This window comes from Pseudomonas sp. MPB03, from assembly GCF_046605385.1.
Taxonomy (GTDB): Bacteria; Pseudomonadota; Gammaproteobacteria; order Pseudomonadales; family Pseudomonadaceae; genus Aquipseudomonas; species Aquipseudomonas zanjanensis.
Genome location: NZ_CP176770.1, coordinates 848374 through 868192, shown reverse-complemented (window position 1 = coordinate 868192; position 19819 = coordinate 848374). Strand labels below are relative to the sequence as shown.

Annotated in this window: 17 protein-coding genes and 1 riboswitch; of the genes, 6 read left to right on the top strand and 11 right to left on the bottom strand. The window is 62.9% G+C overall.

Features of this window, described 5'->3' with window-relative positions; all coding sequences use genetic code 11:
• Positions 1–9 precede the first annotated feature (9 nt).
• Positions 10–462, bottom strand: a complete 453-nt coding sequence (locus tag ACLH0I_RS03675; RefSeq protein ID WP_092205313.1) for a DUF1249 domain-containing protein — start codon at positions 460–462, stop codon at positions 10–12.
• A complete protein-coding gene (locus tag ACLH0I_RS03670; RefSeq protein WP_250962814.1) occupies positions 453–1070 on the bottom strand; it encodes an NUDIX domain-containing protein in 618 nt (205 codons plus the stop codon). Before ACLH0I_RS03670 ends, ACLH0I_RS03675 begins: the two co-directional genes overlap by 10 nt.
• A gap of 214 nt (positions 1071–1284) precedes the next feature.
• Between ACLH0I_RS03670 and ACLH0I_RS03665 the strand changes: the two genes are divergently transcribed.
• A complete protein-coding gene (locus tag ACLH0I_RS03665; protein WP_250962813.1) occupies positions 1285–2031 on the top strand; it encodes a DUF3298 domain-containing protein in 747 nt (248 codons plus the stop codon).
• Here ACLH0I_RS03665 and cytX read toward each other — a convergent pair.
• The gene (gene cytX / locus ACLH0I_RS03660) at positions 2000–3292 is read right to left on the bottom strand and encodes a putative hydroxymethylpyrimidine transporter CytX (RefSeq protein ID WP_411386330.1); all 1293 of its coding nucleotides are present in this window, start codon (positions 3290–3292) and stop codon (positions 2000–2002) included. The two genes, ACLH0I_RS03665 and cytX, sit on opposite strands and share 32 nt — an antisense overlap.
• A gap of 197 nt (positions 3293–3489) precedes the next feature.
• Positions 3490–5379 carry a phosphomethylpyrimidine synthase ThiC gene (thiC, locus tag ACLH0I_RS03655; protein ID WP_411386329.1) on the bottom strand — a complete coding sequence of 630 codons (1890 nt, stop codon included), beginning with the start codon at positions 5377–5379 and terminating at the stop codon, positions 3490–3492.
• A 161-nt stretch (positions 5380–5540) separates the two neighbouring features.
• A riboswitch (TPP riboswitch) is annotated at positions 5541–5646 on the bottom strand.
• 156 nt (positions 5647–5802) lie between these two features.
• Here thiC and ACLH0I_RS03650 point away from each other — a divergent pair.
• Complete coding sequence (locus ACLH0I_RS03650) at positions 5803–7242, top strand: TolC family outer membrane protein (RefSeq protein WP_411386328.1); 1440 nt, start codon at positions 5803–5805, stop codon at positions 7240–7242.
• A gap of 188 nt (positions 7243–7430) precedes the next feature.
• On the opposite strand, the gene waaA is transcribed toward ACLH0I_RS03650, so the two are convergent.
• Both waaA and ACLH0I_RS03640 read right to left on the bottom strand, forming a co-directional pair.
• Positions 7431–8705, bottom strand: coding sequence for a lipid IV(A) 3-deoxy-D-manno-octulosonic acid transferase (waaA, locus tag ACLH0I_RS03645; protein WP_411386327.1), 1275 nt, complete (start codon positions 8703–8705; stop codon positions 7431–7433).
• Positions 8706–8727: 22 nt separating this feature from the next.
• On the bottom strand, positions 8728–9618 hold the full coding sequence (locus tag ACLH0I_RS03640; RefSeq protein WP_186708041.1) for a LysR family transcriptional regulator: 891 nt from the start codon (positions 9616–9618) through the stop codon (positions 8728–8730).
• A 104-nt stretch (positions 9619–9722) separates the two neighbouring features.
• Here ACLH0I_RS03640 and ACLH0I_RS03635 point away from each other — a divergent pair, with 104 nt between their 5' ends.
• The 4 genes from ACLH0I_RS03635 to ACLH0I_RS03620 all read left to right on the top strand — a co-directional run bounded on the left by ACLH0I_RS03635 (position 9723) and on the right by ACLH0I_RS03620 (position 13281).
• A complete protein-coding gene (locus ACLH0I_RS03635; RefSeq protein WP_411386326.1) occupies positions 9723–10055 on the top strand; it encodes a DMT family transporter in 333 nt (110 codons plus the stop codon).
• A 241-nt stretch (positions 10056–10296) separates the two neighbouring features.
• Positions 10297–11472, top strand: coding sequence for an NAD(P)/FAD-dependent oxidoreductase (locus tag ACLH0I_RS03630; protein ID WP_411386325.1), 1176 nt, complete (start codon positions 10297–10299; stop codon positions 11470–11472).
• Complete coding sequence (locus ACLH0I_RS03625) at positions 11469–12281, top strand: aldo/keto reductase (RefSeq protein WP_411386324.1); 813 nt, start codon at positions 11469–11471, stop codon at positions 12279–12281. The genes ACLH0I_RS03630 and ACLH0I_RS03625 overlap by 4 nt, the downstream gene beginning before the upstream one ends.
• A 34-nt stretch (positions 12282–12315) precedes the next feature.
• Complete coding sequence (locus tag ACLH0I_RS03620; RefSeq protein ID WP_053117832.1) at positions 12316–13281, top strand: hypothetical protein; 966 nt, start codon at positions 12316–12318, stop codon at positions 13279–13281.
• Positions 13282–13426: 145 nt separating this feature from the next.
• Here the strand turns inward: ACLH0I_RS03620 and hldE are convergent, their stop codons facing one another.
• The 5 genes from hldE to msbA form a co-directional block, all read right to left on the bottom strand.
• Entirely contained in the window at positions 13427–14848 is a 1422-nt protein-coding gene (gene hldE, locus ACLH0I_RS03615; protein WP_186708047.1) for a bifunctional D-glycero-beta-D-manno-heptose-7-phosphate kinase/D-glycero-beta-D-manno-heptose 1-phosphate adenylyltransferase HldE, read from the bottom strand.
• A gap of 94 nt (positions 14849–14942) precedes the next feature.
• Positions 14943–15545, bottom strand: coding sequence for an adenylyl-sulfate kinase (gene cysC / locus ACLH0I_RS03610; RefSeq protein WP_411387456.1), 603 nt, complete (start codon positions 15543–15545; stop codon positions 14943–14945).
• Positions 15546–15625: 80 nt separating this feature from the next.
• On the bottom strand, positions 15626–17059 hold the full coding sequence (locus tag ACLH0I_RS03605; RefSeq protein WP_411386323.1) for a PIG-L deacetylase family protein: 1434 nt from the start codon (positions 17057–17059) through the stop codon (positions 15626–15628).
• 37 nt (positions 17060–17096) lie between these two features.
• The gene (locus ACLH0I_RS03600; protein WP_411387455.1) at positions 17097–17993 is read right to left on the bottom strand and encodes a GNAT family N-acetyltransferase; all 897 of its coding nucleotides are present in this window, start codon (positions 17991–17993) and stop codon (positions 17097–17099) included.
• Complete coding sequence (gene msbA, locus ACLH0I_RS03595; RefSeq protein ID WP_411386322.1) at positions 17993–19783, bottom strand: lipid A export permease/ATP-binding protein MsbA; 1791 nt, start codon at positions 19781–19783, stop codon at positions 17993–17995. Before msbA ends, ACLH0I_RS03600 begins: the two co-directional genes overlap by 1 nt.
• Between the last annotated feature and the right edge of the window lie 36 nt (positions 19784–19819).

The following is a 19819-nucleotide window of genomic DNA, read 5'->3' as shown; positions in this document are numbered from 1 at the left end:
GGTTCACAACTACCGAACGACTTCGAACTCGTGGCCCAGCGCCAGGCAATGACTCAGCCACTCGCCCAGGAACAGGTTCAACTGGGCTTTTTCATCCGGCTGGTGCATTGACGCATTGGGGTAAGGATAGATGCCACGAAAGCGTCGTGCATGTTCGGCGCTGACGACTTCGGCCATGCGCGCGTCGTGATAGACCTGCACTTCCAGTTGCGGCACCGGCAGCCAGGGCAGGCTGTGCTCCTGACGCACCTGCAAGGTGGTGGTGTAGGGGCAGGCTTGCAGCACTTCCAGGGCCAGCACGCCGAGCATCTGGTCGCCATGAGTGACGGCGATGCGGCGTGGCAGCGGGTCGTTGCGCATGTCTGGCAACAAGCGCATCAGGCGGGCGTAGTTGGCCTCGCAGGCGGCCTGCAACCCCACCAGATCGACGCGATAGCGGTCGCGCAGCTTGTTCAGGACCATAGCCCCCTCACTTCATCGCGATTCAAGGCCAGCCATTGCAAGGCAATGATGCTGGCCGCGTTGCAGATACGTCCGTCGCGCACGGCTTGCAAGGCATCTTCGTAGGCCCAGACCTTCACCCGAATGTCCTCGGCTTCCTCCAGAAGGCCATGCAGGCCGCCTGCCCCCGTGCTGTCGCAACGCCCCAGGTACAAATGTACGAATTCATTGCTGCCGCCCGGCGATGGAAAGTATTGGGTCATCGGCCAGAGCGCAGCGAAGACAAGCCCAGCTTCCTCCTGCGCTTCACGATGAGCAACCTCTTCCGGTTGCTCATCCTTGTCGATCAGCCCGGCCACCAACTCTACCAGCCAGGGGTTGGTGGTCTTGCCAATGGCCCCCACGCGAAACTGCTCGATCAACACCACTTCATCGCGCTGCGGGTCGTAGGGCAGCACACACACCGCATCATGACGCACGAACAATTCACGGTTGATCTCACGGCTCATGCCACCGGCAAACAACTCGTGGCGCAAGACGAGGCGGTCGAGCTTATAGAAACCCTTGAAGCAGGTCTCCCGCTTGACGATGTCCACGGCGTTCGGTGTGGCGTTGGCGAAATCGGTCATGACAATCCTCGTGTGCAGTCGATCAATACGAGGTTCCAACCTCGGCTTCGCGCCATCCTAACGCGCTCGAACCCTTTGGGGCAGCCCCCTGCCAGTGATCGGGATGGACGGCTGCGCTTAAAATCACTCTAATGAGCTTAGTGGCGAACTGATTGCCTTGCTGACAGTCGAAGCGGGTAACTTTTTGCCTTTCCGTGTTTCATGAAGGACGCCCATGTCGCTTTTCAAAACTGCCTCCGTGGCCGCCATTGCCCTGACCCTGGGCGCTTGCCAAAGCCTGTTCCAACCCAACTATCGCGCGCCGCTGGAGACCACTCGCGACGCTTCGGAACAACTGCAACCAGGTTGCGCCAGTGCCGACTGCCCGTTGGTGAACATCGATACCCTGCACTTTCCGGCCGAACCCGCCCTGGACGGCATCATCGAAAAACGCCTGCTGCAAATGACCCGCACCACCCCGGACGCCCCGGCGGCACCGACGCTGGCGGCCTATCGCGAGCAGTTCCTGCGCAACGCCGCGCCAGGCAACAGCAGCTATTTGCAGGCCAAGGTACGTGAGCAACATGACGGCCTGGTGATCATCGAACTGTCCAGCTACCTGGACACCGGCGGTGCCCACGGCACGCCGGGGCGCGGTTTCATCAACTATTCGCGCCAGCAGCACAAGGTGCTGACACTGTCGGACATGCTGCTGCCGGGCCAGGAAGAAGCCTTCTGGAAAGCCGCGCAAGTGGCTCACAACAGCTGGCTGATCAGCACCAAGCTGGATCAGGAACCCGAGTTCCTGAAACAGTGGTCCTTCCAGAAAACCCCACACATCGCGCTGACCTACGGCGGGGTGATCCTCAAGTACGAAGTGAGCACCATCGCGCCGTACGCCCTGGGCCACATCGAATTGAAGATCGCCTATCCACGCCTCAATGGCATCCTCAAGCCCGAGCTGTTTCCCGGCCGTAGCTGAAGGCCCGGCCCAGCAACAGTTGCAGCAACCCTGCCAGGATCAGCGACGGCAGGGTTGCGCCGATGTCCGGATAGAAATTGGCCAGCAGGTGATAGGTGCTCACCCCACCCAACCAGGCCAACAGGGCCGGCCAGCGCAGCGCGGCTGACACCACTTGGCTGCTGCGTTTGCGCAGGATGAAGTGGTCCACCAACACCACGCCGAACAGCGGCGCGAACACCGAGCCGATCATCAACAGGAAGTTCTGGTATTGCGCCAACGGTGCAAAGCAGGCGATCAAGGTGCAGATGACACCAATCGCCAAGGCCAGGTGCTCGACCTTCAACCCCGACAGCATGCCCGTCGATACCGCCGCCGAGTGGATGTCGGCGAAGGCATTTTCCGACTCGTCCAGCAGAATCAGCAGCAGCGGAATACCCAATCCAGCACCCGCCAGGGCCAGCAGCAACGCGTTGACTTCACCGCTTGGGGCAAACGCCAGGGTGTAGGCTACGCCCAGGCTCATCAGCCAGAAATTGCCGATGAAGAAGCCCACCGCCGTACCGCCGAAGACGTTTTTGGCGCGCTTGCCGAAACGCGAGTAGTCGGCGATCAGCGGCAACCACGACAGCGGCATCGCGATGGCGATATCGAACCCCACCGCCAACGGCATCGAACCATCGCCCGCCTGGACCCACAGCGCGGCCAGGTCAGCCTTGGCGAACAGGTTCCAGGTCAACCAGATGCAAGCCGCCAGCAGCAACCAGATGCCCCACTTGCGCAGAACCTTGCGCACAAAGGTCAGCGGCCCGCTCACGGCGAGCAAAGTGGCCAGGGCGCCGAAGAACAGCGTCCACAGCAGTGGGTTCGAACCCAGGCTGCCTTCGCTGAAAGCCCGGCCACCGAGCAGGCTGGCGGCGTCACGCATGACGATGATTTCGAACGAGCCCCAGCCGATCAGCTGCAGCAGGTTCAATACCGCCGGCACGCTCGCGCCCTTGCTGCCGAGGCTGAGCTTCAGCGCGGCCATGGCCGACAGGCCAGTGTCGCTGCCGATCACCCCGACCGCCGCCAGCAGCAGGACGCCCACCAGCGTGCCGAGGAAAATCGCCAGCAACGAACCGCTCAGGCCCAGGCCCGGCGCGAGCAAGGCACCGACCTGCAAGACCATCAGGCCGATGCCGAGGGAGAACCACAGGGAAAACAGATCGCGGGCGCCGAAGACGCGTTTGTCCAGGGGCACGGCGGTGTCGGGGGAGTAGGTGCTGGGTTGGATGTTCACAGAGATATCTCAGGGCAGATTATTGTTTTGGGGCGCGGATCATCCTTGTGGCGAGGGAGCTTGCTCCCGCTCGGCTGCGAAGCAGCCGCCAAACCGGCCACCACAATTCTGATTGCCAGAACGCGGTGACTGGTTTTGGGCCCGCTTCGCAGGCCAGCGGGAGCAAGCTCCCTCGCCACAGGTGAGTGCCGCCCAGGTCAGACTTTCTTGTAAAGCTGACTACCTTCCTTCTTGAACCGCTCAGCCTGCTCCGCCAAGCCCTGGGCGACATCGACATCCACCGCTTCAATGCGCTGGTTCGCCGCGTACTCGCGCACTTCCTGGGTGATTTTCATCGAGCAGAATTTCGGCCCGCACATCGAGCAGAAATGCGCCACCTTGGCCGAGTCCTTCGGCAGGGTTTCGTCGTGATACGAGCGGGCGGTGTCCGGGTCGAGGCCGAGGTTGAACTGGTCTTCCCAACGGAACTCGAAACGCGCCTTGCTCAAGGCGTTGTCGCGGATCTGCGCGCCCGGGTGGCCCTTGGCAAGGTCGGCGGCGTGGGCGGCGATCTTGTAGGTGATGATCCCGGTCTTGACGTCGTCCTTGTTCGGCAAGCCGAGGTGTTCCTTCGGCGTGACGTAGCAAAGCATGGCGCAACCGAACCAGCCGATCATCGCCGCACCGATGCCCGAGGTGATGTGGTCGTAGCCCGGCGCGATGTCGGTGGTCAGCGGGCCGAGGGTGTAGAACGGCGCCTCGTCGCAGCACTCGAGCTGCTTGTCCATGTTCTCTTTGATCAACTGCATCGGCACATGGCCAGGGCCTTCGATCATGCATTGCACGTCGTGCTTCCAGGCGATCTTGGTCAGCTCGCCGAGGGTTTCCAGCTCGCCGAACTGCGCTTCGTCATTGGCATCGGCAATCGAGCCCGGACGCAGGCCATCGCCCAGCGAGAAGCTGACGTCGTAGGCCTTCATGATTTCGCAGATGTCTTCGAAATGGGTGTAGAGGAAGTTTTCCTTGTGGTGCGCCAGGCACCACTTGGCCATGATCGAACCACCACGGCTGACGATACCGGTGACGCGCTTGGCGGTCATCGGCACATAACGCAGCAACACGCCGGCGTGGATGGTGAAGTAGTCGACGCCCTGCTCGGCCTGCTCGATCAGCGTGTCGCGGAACAGTTCCCAGGTCAGGTCTTCGGCCACGCCGCCGACTTTTTCCAGGGCCTGGTAGATCGGCACGGTGCCGATCGGCACGGGCGAGTTACGGATGATCCACTCGCGGGTTTCATGGATGTGCTTGCCGGTGGACAGGTCCATGACCGTGTCCGAACCCCAACGGATACCCCAGGTCAGCTTCGCCACTTCTTCTTCGATGGACGAACCCAGCGCACTGTTGCCGATGTTGCCGTTGATCTTCACCAGGAAGTTACGGCCGATGATCATCGGTTCCAGTTCGGTGTGGTTGATGTTGGCCGGGATGATCGCGCGGCCCCGGGCGATTTCGTCACGCACGAATTCCGCGGTGATGACCTTCGGCACGCTGGCACCGAAGCTGTGGCCGGCGTGTTGCTGGTCAAGCAGGCCAGCGGCGCGGGCGACTTCAAGCTTCATGTTTTCGCGGATGGCGACGTATTCCATCTCGGCGGTGATGATGCCTTTGCGCGCGTAGTGCATCTGGCTGACGTTGGCACCCGGCTTGGCGCGACGCGGATTGTTCACGTGGGCGAAGCGCAGCTTGGTCAGCTCGGGGTCGGCCAGGCGCTCCTGGCCGAAGTTGGAACTCAGGCCTGCCAGGCGCTCGGTGTCGTCACGGGCTTCGATCCATGGCGAGCGCACATCGGCCAGGCCTTTGCGCACGTCGATGATCACGTTCGGGTCGGTGTACGGACCCGAGGTGTCGTAGACCACCACCGGCGCGTTGATTTCGCCGCCGAAGTCGGTGGGGGTCACGTCGAGGCTGATTTCGCGCATGGGCACGCGGATATCCGGGCGGCTGCCCTGGACGTAGATTTTTTGCGAGCGGGTAAAGGGCTGAACCGATTGTTGATCGACCTGGGCCGATTCACTGAGGTTGGTCGCGTTTTTTGATTTTATCGTCATCACGGGCTCTCCAGACACACATCCAGGCAGTGGATTTTTGTCGGAGCGAACCTGTAACGAATGGACGCGTCCCTGCACGGAAGTGCGGACGCTGTGCTTGCTGCTCGAGTGCGTTCAAGGGTCGAACGACATCCCGGACGAAGCACAAGAGGACTCGCCGGGTGACGAGAAATCTTGTTCCCTACGCAGGCGCTAACCTGATCAGGTTCAACGGGATCCGAAATTATTCGATCTCAGCCTCATAGCAAGGCACCCCGACAAGAACCCGGCCAGTCTAGACACAACCACGACAGAACGCCATCGCCCGGGCAAAAGGCGTGATGAATGGCGCATATACAGGATTGTTGCCGTGCCCAGGCGCAACTACACTCGCTACGCCGCGCGCCTGTTATGCGCATTCAATTTGAACGTAGGGATCGCCTCATGCTGCGCAAACTCTCACTGGCCCTCGCCGTGTCTTGTGCGTCCAATGGAATGGCCTGGGCCGCCGAAGCGCCTTTATCCACCCTGACCGACCTGGTCAGCGTGTACCAGGAAGCGGTGGACAACAACGCCGACCTGGCCGCCGCCCGCGCCCAGTATGGCGCCCAGAAGGAAGTGGTGCCCCAGGCCCGCGCCGGGCTGCTGCCCAACCTTTCGGCCGGCGCCGACCTGAACAACACCCGTACCGAGCTCGACCAACCGGCGATGACCGCCACCCGCAGCTCCACGGTCTACCAGGCCACGCTGTCCCAGCCGATTTTCCGCGCCGACCGCTGGTTCCAACTGCAAGCGGCCAAATCGGTCAATGAGCAGGCATCGCTGCAGCTGTCTGCCACCGAGCAGAACCTGATCCTGCAAAGTGCCGAAGCCTATTTCAATGTGCTGCGCAGCCAGGACAACCTGGCCTCGACCAAGGCCGAGGAAGCCGCGTTCAAGCGCCAGCTCGACCAGTCCAACGAACGTTTCGACGTGGGCCTGTCGGACAAGACCGACGTGCTGCAATCCCAGGCCAGCTACGATACCGCGCGGGCCAACCGGATCATTGCGCAACGCCAGGTCGAAGATGCCTTCGAAGCGCTGATCACCCTGACCAACCGCCAGTACAACTCGATCCAGGGCGTCGTCCACACCCTGCCGATCCTGCCGCCGGCGCCCAACGACGCCAAGGCCTGGGTAGACACTGCCGCCAAGCAGAACCTCAACCTGCTGGCCAGCAATTACGCCGTCGACGCCGCCGAAGACACCTTGCGCCAGCGCAAGGCCGGCCACGCGCCGACCCTCGATGCAGTCGCCCAGTACCGCAAAGGTGACAACGACGGCCTCGGCTTTACCAACCCGAGCCCCACCGGCCAGCGCTACGGTGGCGACGCGGAGCAACGCACCATCGGCCTGCAATTGAGTATTCCGATCTACAGCGGCGGGCTGACCAGCTCCCAGGTTCGCGAGTCCTATTCGCAACTCACCCAGACCGAGCAGCAACGCGAAGCCCTGCGCCGTCAGGTGGTGGAAAACACCCGCAACCTGCATCGCGCGGTGAACACCGATGTGGAACAGGTCCAGGCCCGGCGCCAATCGATCATCTCCAACCAGAGCGCGGTGGACGCCACGGAAATCGGCTACCAGGTGGGCACTCGGAATATCGTCGATGTGCTGGACGCCCAGCGCCAGCTGTACACCTCGGTGCGCGACTACAACAACGCCCGGTATGACTACATCCTGGACAACCTGCGCCTCAAGCAGGCCGCCGGGACGTTGAGTCCGGAGGACCTGCAAGCCCTGTCCCGCTACCTCAAGCCCGACTACAACCCGGACAAGGACTTCCTGCCGCCGGACTTGGCACAGGCCGCGGCACAGCAGTTGCGCTCGCGACCAGCGCAATAACCTACCGTCCTCACTGGCAACGAGGGCTTCCTGTGGTGGGGCGACCTACCTGTGGCGAGGGAGCTTGCTCCCGCTGGCCTGCGAAGCAGGCCCAAAACCAGTCACCGCGCTCTGTCAGTCAGAATCGTGATGACCGGTTAGCGGCTGCTTCGCAGCCGAGCGGGAGCAAGCTCCCTCGCCACAACAGCTCAGCCGAGCAACCGCCCTAACCCCTCCAGCAACCGCTGCAACGCGCCCTGATTGCGGCGCATCACCGCAAGCCCCGCCTCGGCCATGCGCTGGGCGTCCCGGGGCAGTTCGAACAGGCGCTGGACCGCCAGGGCCAGGCTCTCGGCATCCTCCACTTCGGCCAGCGCACCAGCGGCACGCAGTTGCGCGGCGATTTCGAGGAAGTTGAACAGGTGCGGCCCACTGAGCACCGGTTTCGCCAGGGCCGCCGGTTCGAGCAGGTTGTGCCCGCCATTGGGCACCAGGCTGCCACCGACAAACGCGCTGTCGGCCAACGCATAGAGAAACAGCAGCTCGCCCATGGTGTCGCAGAGCAACACCGAAGCCTGGGCGGTAACCGGTTGCCCACTGGAGCGCCGCACCGTGACCAGCCCCTCGCTTACACACAGTTGATGCACTGAGTCGAAGCGCTCGGGGTGACGCGGCACCAGGATCAGCAACGCATCGGGATAACTGTCGAGCAGCCGACGATGGGCGGCCAGTACCACTTCGTCCTCACCCTCATGGGTGCTGGCGGCGATCCACACCGGGCGGTCCACCGCCTGCCACTCACGGCGCAAGGCACTGGCACTTTCAAGCAGCTGCGGGTCGATGGTCAGGTCGAACTTGATCGAGCCGGTGACCTCGACAGTTTCCGCCCGAGCCCCCAATTGGCGAAAACGCTCGGCCTCGGCTTCCGTCTGTACGGCGAACAGGCTCATCTCGGCGAGCATCGGCCGGGTGAGCTTGGGAAAGCGGGCATAACCCCGCGCCGAACGCTCAGATAACCGCGCGTTGGCCAGGGCCACGGGAATGCCGCGCCGGGCGCATTGGTGAATGTGATTGGGCCACAGCTCGGTTTCCATGATCACCGCCAGGGATGGACGCACCCGGTCGAGAAAACGCTTGGCCGCACACGGCAAGTCATAAGGCAGATAGCAATGCTGGATGCGCGGCTCGTTGGCGAACAGCGCCCGGATCCGCTCCGATCCGGTGGGCGTCATGCAAGTGACAGTGATTGGCAGCTGTGGATAACGTTGCAGCAAGGCGCGGATCATCGGCGCGGCGGCAATGCTCTCGCCCACCGACACCGCGTGCACCCAGATGCCCCCCGGGACCATGACCGGCAGCCCCCAGGAGAACCGCTCGCCAATGCGCCGGGCATAAGCCGGCGCCTTGCGGGCCCGCAGCCACAGCCGAATCGCTACCAGTGGCAGCCCCAGATAAAACAACGCGCTATAGAGAGTTCTGTTCATGGCGGCGGAGTTTATCGGTTTTTCAGCCGATCGCCTGCAACTGCACGGCAAAACGTTCCGCCAGCCAACGAGCGGCCGGGCCCAGGGGTTCATCGCGGCGCCAGACCAGTTCCACCACCAGGGCCGGCGGGGTCCATTCGCTGTTGAGCTCGATCATATCTCCCAGGTACGCCGGGTATTGCACAACATGCCGTGGCAGCCACGCCCAGCCCAGGCCACTCCTCAGCCATTCGGCCAACACATAGAAACTGTCGGCCCGCCACACCTGCGGGCTGGCCTGCTCGCTACCGGGATAGACACTCGATTGGGTCGCCATCAGTAACTGGCGGTGCCGGGCCATGTCCCGGCAGCTCACATACGCATGGTTCGCCAAAGGATGGCCCCGGCTACACACCGTGACCATCTCGACGCTGCCCAGCACCCGGCGTTCCAGCGCCTCGGGGATCTGGTCGTGATAGAACAGCAAGCCGAGGTCGGCGCGCCGCTCCACCAGCTTGCGCGCCACATCGCCCTGGGCGGCGCTAGCCAGTTGCACTTCGAGGGTGGGGAATTGCTCGGCCAGGGCCGCCAGGCTGTCGATGACCGGCTGATAAGGCATGGCCTCGTCCTGGGCCAGGCGTAGCGACGCCTCCTGCCCGCGCATCAAGGCCAGGGCGCGACCATTGAGGCGCTCGCACTGGCGCAGCACTTCCCTGGCCTCCTCAAGCAGCGCCACGCCCGCATCGGTGAGTTTAGGCTGGCGACCGCTGCTGCGGTCGAACAGGCTCACCCCCAAGTCGTCCTCCAACAAGGCAATCGCGCTGCTGATGGCCGATTGCGCCTTGCGCTGGTCCCGGGCCACGGCGGAAAACGAACGTTTCTCGGCAACTTCGGCAAACAACCGCAATTGCTCCAGGTTCCACTGCACGTTCATGGCTCAACCTATCTCCAATACAGATAGGTAATGACTTTACCGCATCTGGGTGATCTCTAGAATGGGCCCCATCGAAAGATGCAACCGTCAAAGAGGAATCGCCCATGAACGCCTACTACTACCTGGCCATTGCCATCTGCGCCGAAGTGATCGCCACCGTTTCGATGAAAGCGATCAAGGGCCTGAGCACACCCCTGCCCTTGCTGCTGGTCATCGTTGGCTACGGCATTGCGTTCTGGATGCTGACGCTGGTGGTGCGCACCGTACCGGTGGGCGTGGCTTATGCAGTCTGGGCCGGGCTGGGAATCGTCATGGTCAGCGTGGCGGCGCTGTTCATCTACGGGCAGAAGCTGGACGTGCCAGCGATGCTGGGGATGGCGTTGATTGTTCTTGGGGTTGTCGTGATCCAACTCTTTTCCAAGACTGCTGGGCACTGAAAACACTGCCATTGAGTTGGAACACACCGATATTGAGCTGGAACGCACTTGTGGCGAGGGAGCTTGCTCCCGCTGGGCTGCGCAGCAGCCCCAAAAAGCTTGGGACCGCTGCGCGATCCAGCGGGAGCAAGCTCCCTCGCCACAAAAGCTTTGCTCCCATGTGGCCGACGTTGATCGCCAACAAATGCCCTGCGCAGCGAGTCTGTATACTGCGCCCTCGTCTTGAACACTGAGGTCGCTCATGCCATCCGTTATTTCCACCGACATTCTGATTGTCGGCGCAGGCGTCGCCGGCCTCTGGCTGAACGCCCGCCTGCGTCGCCAGGGGTTCTCGACTGTGCTGGTGGAAAGCGCCAGCCTCGGCGGCGGGCAGAGTGTCAAATCCCAGGGCATCATCCATGGCGGCGCCAAGTACGCGTTGCATGGCGCCCTGACCGGGGCCTCGGAAGCCATCGCCGACATGCCGCGCCGCTGGCGCGAAGCCCTGAAAGGTGAAGGCGAGCTGGACCTGTCCGGCGTACGCATGCTGTCCGACGCCCATTACCTCTGGTCCCCGGGCACCCTGGCCGGCAACCTCACCAGCTTCTTCGCCAGCAAGGCCGTGCGCGGACGAGTGGATCAGGTCAAGGGCGACCAACTGCCGCCGGCCCTGCAAGACAAGCGCTTCAAGGGCAAGGTCTATCGCCTGGCCGAACTGGTGGTCGATGTCCCCAGCCTGATCGCGCGCCTGGCGGAACTGGCCGGCGACAGCCTGTTGGCCGGGCAGCGCATCGAGCCACTGCGCGAAGCCGGTGAGCTGGTCGGGCTGAAGGTCGACGACCGCGAGATCCGTGCCCAGCGCATTATCCTCAGCGCGGGCGCGGGCACCGCCGACCTGCTCAAGGCCCTGGGCCTGGACAAACCGGCCATGCAGACCCGGCCGTTGCACATGGTCCTGGTCAAGGGACCGAGCCTCAAGCCGCTTTACGCCCATTGCCTGGGCGGCGGACCGAAGCCACGCGTCACCGTGACCACCCATCCCGCCGCCGATGGCCAATGGGTCTGGTACCTGGGGGGCGACCTTGCCGAAGGCGATGCCGTCGCCCGCGAGCCTGCGGCACAGATCGCCGCCGCCCAGAAAGAACTCGGCCAACTGTTGCCCTGGGTCGACCTCAGCACCGCGCAATGGGCCACGCTACGGGTTGACCGCGCCGAACCGCTGCAATCAGGCCTGACCCGCCCGGATAACGCCTTCCTCGCCGAGCAGGAGCGCCTGCTGGTGGGCTGGCCGACCAAACTGGCCCTGGCCCCGGACTTCGCCGATCGGGTGTTCAACGCGCTGCAACGCGATGGCATCCAACCCAGTCACCCGACCCCGCTGCCGGACCTGCCGAAGCCGCCCATGGGCGTACCCGCCTGGGAGCAACTGCTGCCATGATCCAAGCGACCCTGCATGACCTCTATCGCCCCCTCGGCCATAACGGCCCGCGGGTTTCCCCCCTGGGCCTGGGCACCGTCAAGCTGGGCCGCGACCAGGGCGTCAAATACCCCAACGGTTTTCAGATTCCCGATGACAACGAAGCGCGCATGCTGCTCAAGCTGGCGCGTGACCTGGGCATCAACCTGATCGACACCGCGCCGGCTTACGGCCGCAGTGAAGAACGCCTTGGCCCGCTGCTGCGTGGCCAACGCCAGGACTGGGTGATTGTGAGCAAGGTCGGCGAAGAATTCAGTGACGGCCAGTCGCGCCACGACTTCAGCGCCGCCCATACCCGACTCTCGGTGGAGCGCAGCCTCAAGCGCCTGGAAACCGACTATATCGACCTGATCCTGGTGCATTCCGACGGCAACGACCTGGCGATCCTCAACGACAGCGAGGTCTACCCGACGCTGGCGGCGCTCAAGCGCGAGGGCAAGATCGGCGGCTTCGGTTTTTCCGGCAAGACCGTCGACGGCGGCCTCAAAGCCTTGGAGCAAGGCGATTGCGCGATGGTCACCTACAATCTGAACGAACGAAACGAAAAGGCTGTCATTGACTACGCCAGCAAACACGGCAAAGCGATCCTGGTGAAAAAAGCCCTGGCCAGCGGCCACGTCTGCCTGAGCCCCGGGGTAGACCCGGTTCGCGCCAGTTTCGAACTGTTGTTTGAGCATCCTGGGGTCGCCAGTGCTATTGTCGGCACCATCAATCCGCTGCACCTCGCCCACAACGTCGCGACCGTCGCCACGGTCCTGCGTAAACACTGACGCCGCCCTACGCGGCCTGAAGGAAGGAGCCGACATGCCGCGTACGCTCATCAGAAAGAACCCAAGCAACTTCAAGACCCTGCCCCTGTTCGTCGAAGCGACCCCCGAAGGCCTGACTTACCAGAGTGTCGGGATGCCGCTGAATTTCGCCCAGACCTTGCAGCGCCGCCGCCCTGTCGCGGTGGCCGATGCCGAGCGTTTTTCCCTGGAGCTGGCCAACCTGGGCGTCTCGGTACGCCTGACGCTGCATTGGCAGAACCGCGATTATTGGGTGCTGGTGCGCCAGCGTCGGCAGGATCGCGGCGACGTGGTGCTCAAGCTGATTTCCGGCTATGTCCCGGCCCACGAACTGAACCTGCCGCTGCTCACCGCCATCAGCGAAATTGCCGAAGAGTGCCTGCTGGAAACCCCTGAAGGCTGGCTGGGTGGACGCTTCAACGACACCTGGCTGCCGGCCCCCTACGCTACGGCCCTGCATTACCGCGAAGCTTTGCCGTTTCGCCTGACGCCGCTGTCGGGCTCGGCCCGCCCGGTGCGCAGCGCCAACCTGCAACTGATCGAGCGGCCACGGGCCTACGTGCACCTGCCGACGGCATCGCTGCAATTGATTTATGACTTGCGCCTGGATGTGCCCAAGGAAGCCAAGTCCCTGAGCCTGTTTCACGTCGATGAACGCTTGGAAGGTGACCAACTGGTGGCCCGCCTGGACCGCAAGCGCCCGGACCTGTACCTGATGCCCCTGCAGGACGGGCAGCCCTTGCCCGAGCTGTACACCTTGAAAAAGGATCAACTGCACCCGGCCAGCACCCGTGGCCTGTACCTGGCGGAAAGTTTCGCCCGGCAGGACGGCTGGCTGGTGCGCGACGAGCGGATTCGCTGGAAGGATTGGCTGCGCCAGCAAGGGCTGACGCCACCGGGCAAGGAGTCGGGCCTGACCCGACTCAAGGGCAAGGCCCGGCAGTTGCTCAAGAAGATCGTGCCGCGCAAGGTGGCTCGTTAGAAACCACACGACTCAGAGCGCTTTTGTGGCGAGGGAGCTTGCTCCCGCTGGGTTGCGCAGCAATCCCATTTTTTATGGGCGCTTCGCACCCAAGCGGGAGCAAGCTCCCTCGCCACAAAAAGCAAGCTGGCTGCAGTACACAGGCTCAGTTATTGCGGATCTTTTCCACAATCGCCGTCGTCGAGCTGTTTTCCACCAGCCCCAACACTTTCACGGTACCGCCGTAGGCCGTGACGATGTCCGCGCCCACGACCTGATCGATCCCGTAGTCACCGCCCTTGACCAGCACATCCGGCTTGACCTGGCGCAGCAGGTTTTCCGGAGTGCCCTCGCTGAAACTGATCACCCAGTCCACCGCGCCCAGGCCAGCCAGGACCGCCATGCGCCGGTCGACGCTGTTGATCGGACGCCCGGGGCCTTTGAGACGGCTGACGGAGGCATCGTCATTGACCGCGACGATCAGGCGATCGCCCTGGGCCCGGGCCTGCTCGAGGTAGGTCACGTGGCCGGCGTGCAGGATGTCGAAGCAACCGTTGGTGAAGACAATGCTTTCGTTATGGGCGCGGGCGTCGTCCACCGCCAGCAGCAACTGCTCCAGGCCCAGCACGCCGCGCTCGGAGCCTTCCTCGCGCTGGATGGCGCGACGCAGCTCGGGGGCGCTGATGGCGGCCGTGCCAAGCTTGCCGACGACAATGCCTGCCGCCAGGTTCGCCAAGGCCACCGCGTGGGGCAATTCCTCGCCGGCAGCGATCGCCGCGGCCAGGGTAGAAATCACCGTGTCGCCAGCACCCGTCACGTCGAACACTTCACGGGCACGGGCCGGCAGGTGCAACGCCGGGTGGTCGGGGCGCAGCAAGGTCATGCCGTGTTCGCCACGGGTCACCAGCAAGGCACCGAGGTCGAGGTCTTGCATCAACTGCGCGCCTTTGCTCACCAATTCGTGTTCATCGACGCAACCGCCAACGATGGTTTCGAACTCGCTGAGGTTCGGCGTGATCAGGCTGGCGCCCCGATAGATGGAAAAATCCTTGCCCTTGGGATCGGCCAGGACCGGGATGCCACGGGCACGGGCGGCCTGGATCAGCGACTGGTGGTTTTTCAACGCGCCTTTGCCGTAGTCCGACAACACCAGGACCTTGACGCCTTCGAGCAGCTTGTCGACCTCGGCACCGAGGGCCAACGGATCGGTGGCGAACGGTTCTTCGAAATCGATACGCAGCAGTTGCTGGTGACGGCTCATGACCCGCAGCTTGACGATGGTCGGCTGGTGCGCAACGCGCTGGAATATCGCGCGTACGCCCGCCCCCTTGAGACTGTTGGTCAGGCTGTCGGCGGCCTCGTCGTCACCGGTCACGCCCACCAGGGACGCTGGCGCGCCGAGGGCAGCGATGTTCAAGGCCACGTTGGCGGCACCACCGGGGCGGTCCTCGATGTGTTCGACCTTGACCACCGGTACCGGCGCCTCAGGAGAGATCCGTGAGGTACCGCCATGCCAGTAGCGGTCGAGCATGACATCGCCGACCACCAATACAGGGGCTTGATCGAATCGCGGCATGGACAACTTCATGGAGCATCCCACATACAAAATGAACAGGGGCGCGATATTAGCACAGGGTTGAGGAAGGCTCTTGCACGGCTGCAACCGGATGCAATAGCCGCTTTCAGGGGCAACGCCGTACCAATGCCAACAAGCGCTCGCAGGCCTCGCTCAGCGCCAGGCCGTCCGTGTCGATATTGCCCTCGGGGGCCAGGGGAGCTTCATACGGGCTGTCGAGGCCAGTGAAATTCTTCAAGCGGCCGGCACGCGCTTCCCGATAAAGCCCCTTTGGATCCCGCTGGGCACAGACCTCAAAGGACGTGCTGACATAGATTTCCAGGAAGCTACCCTCGGGAAACAACTGGCGCGCCGCCTCACGGTCGGATCGAAAGGGTGAGATGGCCGCAACGATGACAATCAGCCCTGCGTCGACCATCAACCGCGCCACCTCGGCGATGCGTCGGATATTCTCATTGCGCGCTTCAGGCGTCATGCCCAGGTCGCTGCACAAACCCCGGCGCAGGTTGTCACCGTCAAGCAGGCAGGTGTGAAGCCCCTGCTCGTGCAGCCGCACTTCCAGCGCATTGGCCAGTGTCGACTTCCCCGCCCCGGAAAGCCCGGTCAGCCAGACGCATAGCGGTTGTTGACGTTTGATCGCGGCCCTGGCCTCGGGGGAAACCGTCGAGGCGTGAGGCGAATTCTGTTGATGTGTCGATACCTTTGACATCTTTTCCATGAATCAAGCATCTCCCAACTCTACCGGCTGCTCAAAAGTAAAGCACAGGCGGGCTCGGGCACGTCAACGAATCAGGAGCGGCTGGCCTGGCGATCATCCTGCAACGAGGTGTCCAAGTGCCGAACCCAGAAAAGCTCATGCCGCCGGACCGCCTTGCGGAAGAATTCGTCTTCTCCGGTGCGCGGCCAGCGGCGCCCGGCCAGCAGGCGCTGGATGGCGCGGCGCAAACGCCGCTTGAACGGAGGACGCCCCTGCAAGTCATGTTGCATGCCCAGGGCCATGGCCTTGTCCATAAGGGTGGAAGCGTCCAGTGACGGACTCCACAACCCATCGGCCGGCAAGGGTTCTATGGCCGGCGGCAGCGCAATGCCATGGCCTGCCGGCCCCATCGGCCAGCGGTCGTTGTCGTGCAGATGATTGGCATAGAGCAGCAAGGTCCGCGGCCGCCAGGCACTGAGCTCGATCGCCTCCATCAGCGCTCGGGTGCTGGCGACATGATCGCTGTGCGGGTCCAGCTCGGGATGCGGCGTCAACAACACCTCGGGCCGGTGATGTTCGAGCAGACGTGCCAGGTCGGCCACCAGGTTGCGCCACGTCGGCAAGCCATCACTGTCACCCGGCAGGCTCAAGGCATTGAACCTGCGGACCTGGCGGATATCGCTCTCGCCTGACTCCCGCGAGCCGAAGCCTTGGTCGGGTGCCTTCGCCATGGCTTCCAACTGCAGGCAGTAATAACCCAGCTGCACGCATTGCTGTTGCGCCACGCCCCCCCATAACGGCACGGCCAGGCTGTCCCAACTGCGCAAGCGCCCCTTGAGACGAGCGGCCTCGGCGGGGTCCAGGCCCATGTCGCGATAGCGCTCGGCTTCGATTTCCCCTTGGGTCAGCGTCACGATAGCCACATCGCTGGCACGGCTGTACAGCCCGAAGGCAGCCAGTTCGGCGTCATCGGCATGGGGCGCGACGATGAGCAGGCGCTGCTGGCCGAAATCCGGATTGCTCAGCACATGCAACGTAGCCTGCGGGGCAACGCTGCAAAAACGTCCGCGCAATGCCAGGGTGCCATCCGCGAGTGCCGAACCTTGTCCGGACAGGTTGAGAAAACGCTCGCCGAAAACGCCCCGTTCGAGATCCTGGCGATCATCTCCAATCCAGACTTGGGGGTCGAGGAAGCGTCCCAGCCAATGGCTTTTTACCCGTACCTGCAAGATCAGCGTCTGCCCGGCATCGAATTCACCCGTGAGTTGCAGCTTCCCCCCCATCAAACTGACGGGAAACCGAGGCGTACCTGGCGGGAAGTCATAGCGATAATCGTCCCCCGGGGCATAGAACAGATGGTCGGAGAACCAGGCTTCGTGGGCAACCCAGACCAGCAGGAGAAATACCGGCAACGACCACCACGAAACCGTAAAGCCGAGCACCAGCGCCGCCAGCAGCACGCCAGCGAGTACCAGGCGCTTGCGTTGACGATGGCGTTTGAGCAGTTGCTGCTTGCGTGCGCTCACGGTTCTCTTCTCTCTCTCATGGGCTGCGTGTGCTCCCTCAAACCTGATAGACCGGAACCCGGTTGCACCAGCGATCCTTGTATTCGCGATCGGCGCGGCCGAACGAGTAGCGCAGCGGCTTGCCCGCTGCCCGGGCGAGTTCCCACTCGGCCTGGGTGTTGACGAAGCTGAGCACGCTGCCCGGACTGAAGTCGCGGCTCTGCGGATCAACCCCGCCATTGATGTATTCCAGGCTGAACCAGCCGGGCGCCTCGACCCGATACAGAATCTGGATCGCCACCGGTTCGTCATTCAGATAAATCAGCGACCCGGTCATGAATTCGCGCATCAGGCTGAACACCTCGGCCAGATGCGTCTTGCCCGGGACTTCGAAATTCCAGCGACGCTGGAACAGGTCGGCATACACTGCGGCCTGTTCGCCGGGGGTCAGTTCGAGCATGGGCCGGATACTGCCCCCCGCGTCTTCCAGCAGCCGCTGTTCGCGGCGCTGGTTGTAGCGGAACTTCTTGCTGTAGTCCTCTGGCTCACGCGCCAGCGCCAGGCCTTCCGGTTGCTCGACGAGGCCAGTGACGTGCGGGGCATTGAGTTCGGACACATACCGCACACGGTGCCGCAGGCGAACCTGGGCGCCTTGGCTGACGGGCAGGATGACCTCGGAATTGCCCAGGTCGAGCATGCCACGCTTGCCCTCACGCTTGAGCACATCCTTGGCTAGCGCCACATGCCGCCCCCAGGTGGGCATGGCGGCGTGCAGTTGGCCATCGACGAGCCATCCCAGGTAGCGCACCGGAATACCCACCAGCCCGGCCAGGCGCTCGACCACATCGGGGTGTGTCGCCACGCTGCCGCCGAACTGATGCCAGGCTTGGGCATAAGTCGCTGCGTCTATCGGGGTCCACCCGCTTTCTCGCCAGGCCCGCCAGTAACTCAGGATCAAACGAAGGACTCCTTCGCCGGCTCGTCGGCGCCCTCGACGAAATCCTTTTCGTGCAGGCGTGCATAGAAGCCATTCAGCGCCAACAGCTCGGCGTGGGTGCCACGCTCGACGATACGCCCCTTGTCCATCAGCAGGATCAGGTCGGCTTTTTCAATCGTCGACAACCGGTGGGCAATGACGAGCGTGGTGCGTCCTTTCATCACCTGGTCCAGGGCGGCCTGGATGTGGCGCTCGGACTCCGTGTCCAGGGCCGATGTCGCCTCATCGAGGATCAACAGCGGAGCGTTCTTGAGCAACGCCCTGGCAATCGCCAGGCGCTGGCGCTGACCACCGGAAAGCAGCACGCCGTTCTCGCCCACCAGCGTGTCGTAGCCCTGCGGCATCTGCTCGATGAATTCGGCGGCATAGGCATCTTCGGCCGCCCTGCGGACATCTTCGAACGGTGCACCGGCGAGATCGCCATAGGCAATGTTGTTCGTCACGCTGTCGTTGAACAGCGTGACCTGCTGGTTCACCAAGGCAATGTGTCGACGCAGGTTGTTCAGCCGGTATTGCTCGACATCCACGCCATCGAGCAGGATCTGCCCCTTGTCGTGGTGATAGAAACGCGGGATGAGGTTGGCAAGGGTCGACTTGCCGCTGCCCGAGCGCCCTACCAGGGCGATCATCTGGCCCTCTTCGGCGGTAAAGGAGATATCGTCGAGCACGAGTTTTTCCGTGCCTGGGTACTGGAAGCTCAGGTTGCGCACTTCCAGTCGACCATTGACCCGGGCCATCTCCTGGGTACCCGTATCGACTTCAGGCTCTTCGTCGAGTTGCTCGAAAATGCTCTCCGCCGCGGCAAGCCCTTTCTGGATCGTGGCGCTGACTTCCGACAACTGGCGGATAGGCTTGGGAAGCAAGCCGGCGGCGGTGATATAGGCCACCAGCTCACCTGCCGAGGCATCGCCACGCAGGTAAAGCACCAGGTACATCAACACGGCCATGCCGATGTAGATCACCAGTTGCAGCATCGGCGTGTAGATCGACTGGGTGCGCGTCATGCCCAGGCTGCGGTTCATGTTATCGGCACTGGCCTTGTGAAAACGTTCGATCTCATAGCTTTCGCCACCGAAGCTGCGCACCACGCGGTAACCCTGGATGGTTTCCGACGCCACATGGGTCACATCGCCCATCGCCACTTGGATTTTCTTGCTTTGCTTGCGGAATTTCTTGCTCGCGCTGCTCACCAGCAGGGCAATGACCGGCAGGATCGCCAGCAACACCAGGGTCATTTTCCAGTTGCTGTAGAGCAGGTAGCCAAACAGGAACACCACGGTCAACCCCTCCCGGATGACGACCTTGATGGCATCGGTGGCGGCGCCGGTGACCATGGTCACGTTGTAGGTAATGCGGGAAATCAGGTGACCGGAGTTGTGGTTGTCGAAGTAGCGGTTAGGCAAGGTCAGCAGGTTATCGAACAACGCGCAACGCAGGTCATGGACCACACCCCGGGCGACCTTGGCCAGGTAGTAGTTGCCCAGGAAAGAACCGATACCCTGGTAGACCGCGATCAGCACGATCAGCAGCGGCACCCCCAGTACCAGCGACACACCCATGAACTGGGTGTCATTGGGCTTTTGCAGTGCGTCGAGAAAATGCTTGAGCATGTCCGCCAGCATCGGCTGGCTGGATGCGAACAACACGAAGCCAACGATACTGACGGCGAAAGCGCCCCAATACGGGAGTACGTACTTTAGCAATCGCACGTAAATCTTCATGCTCGATTGCTGGTCGGAATTGGCCATTCGGTGCGCCTCGCACGTTTGAAAAGACAGACAAGC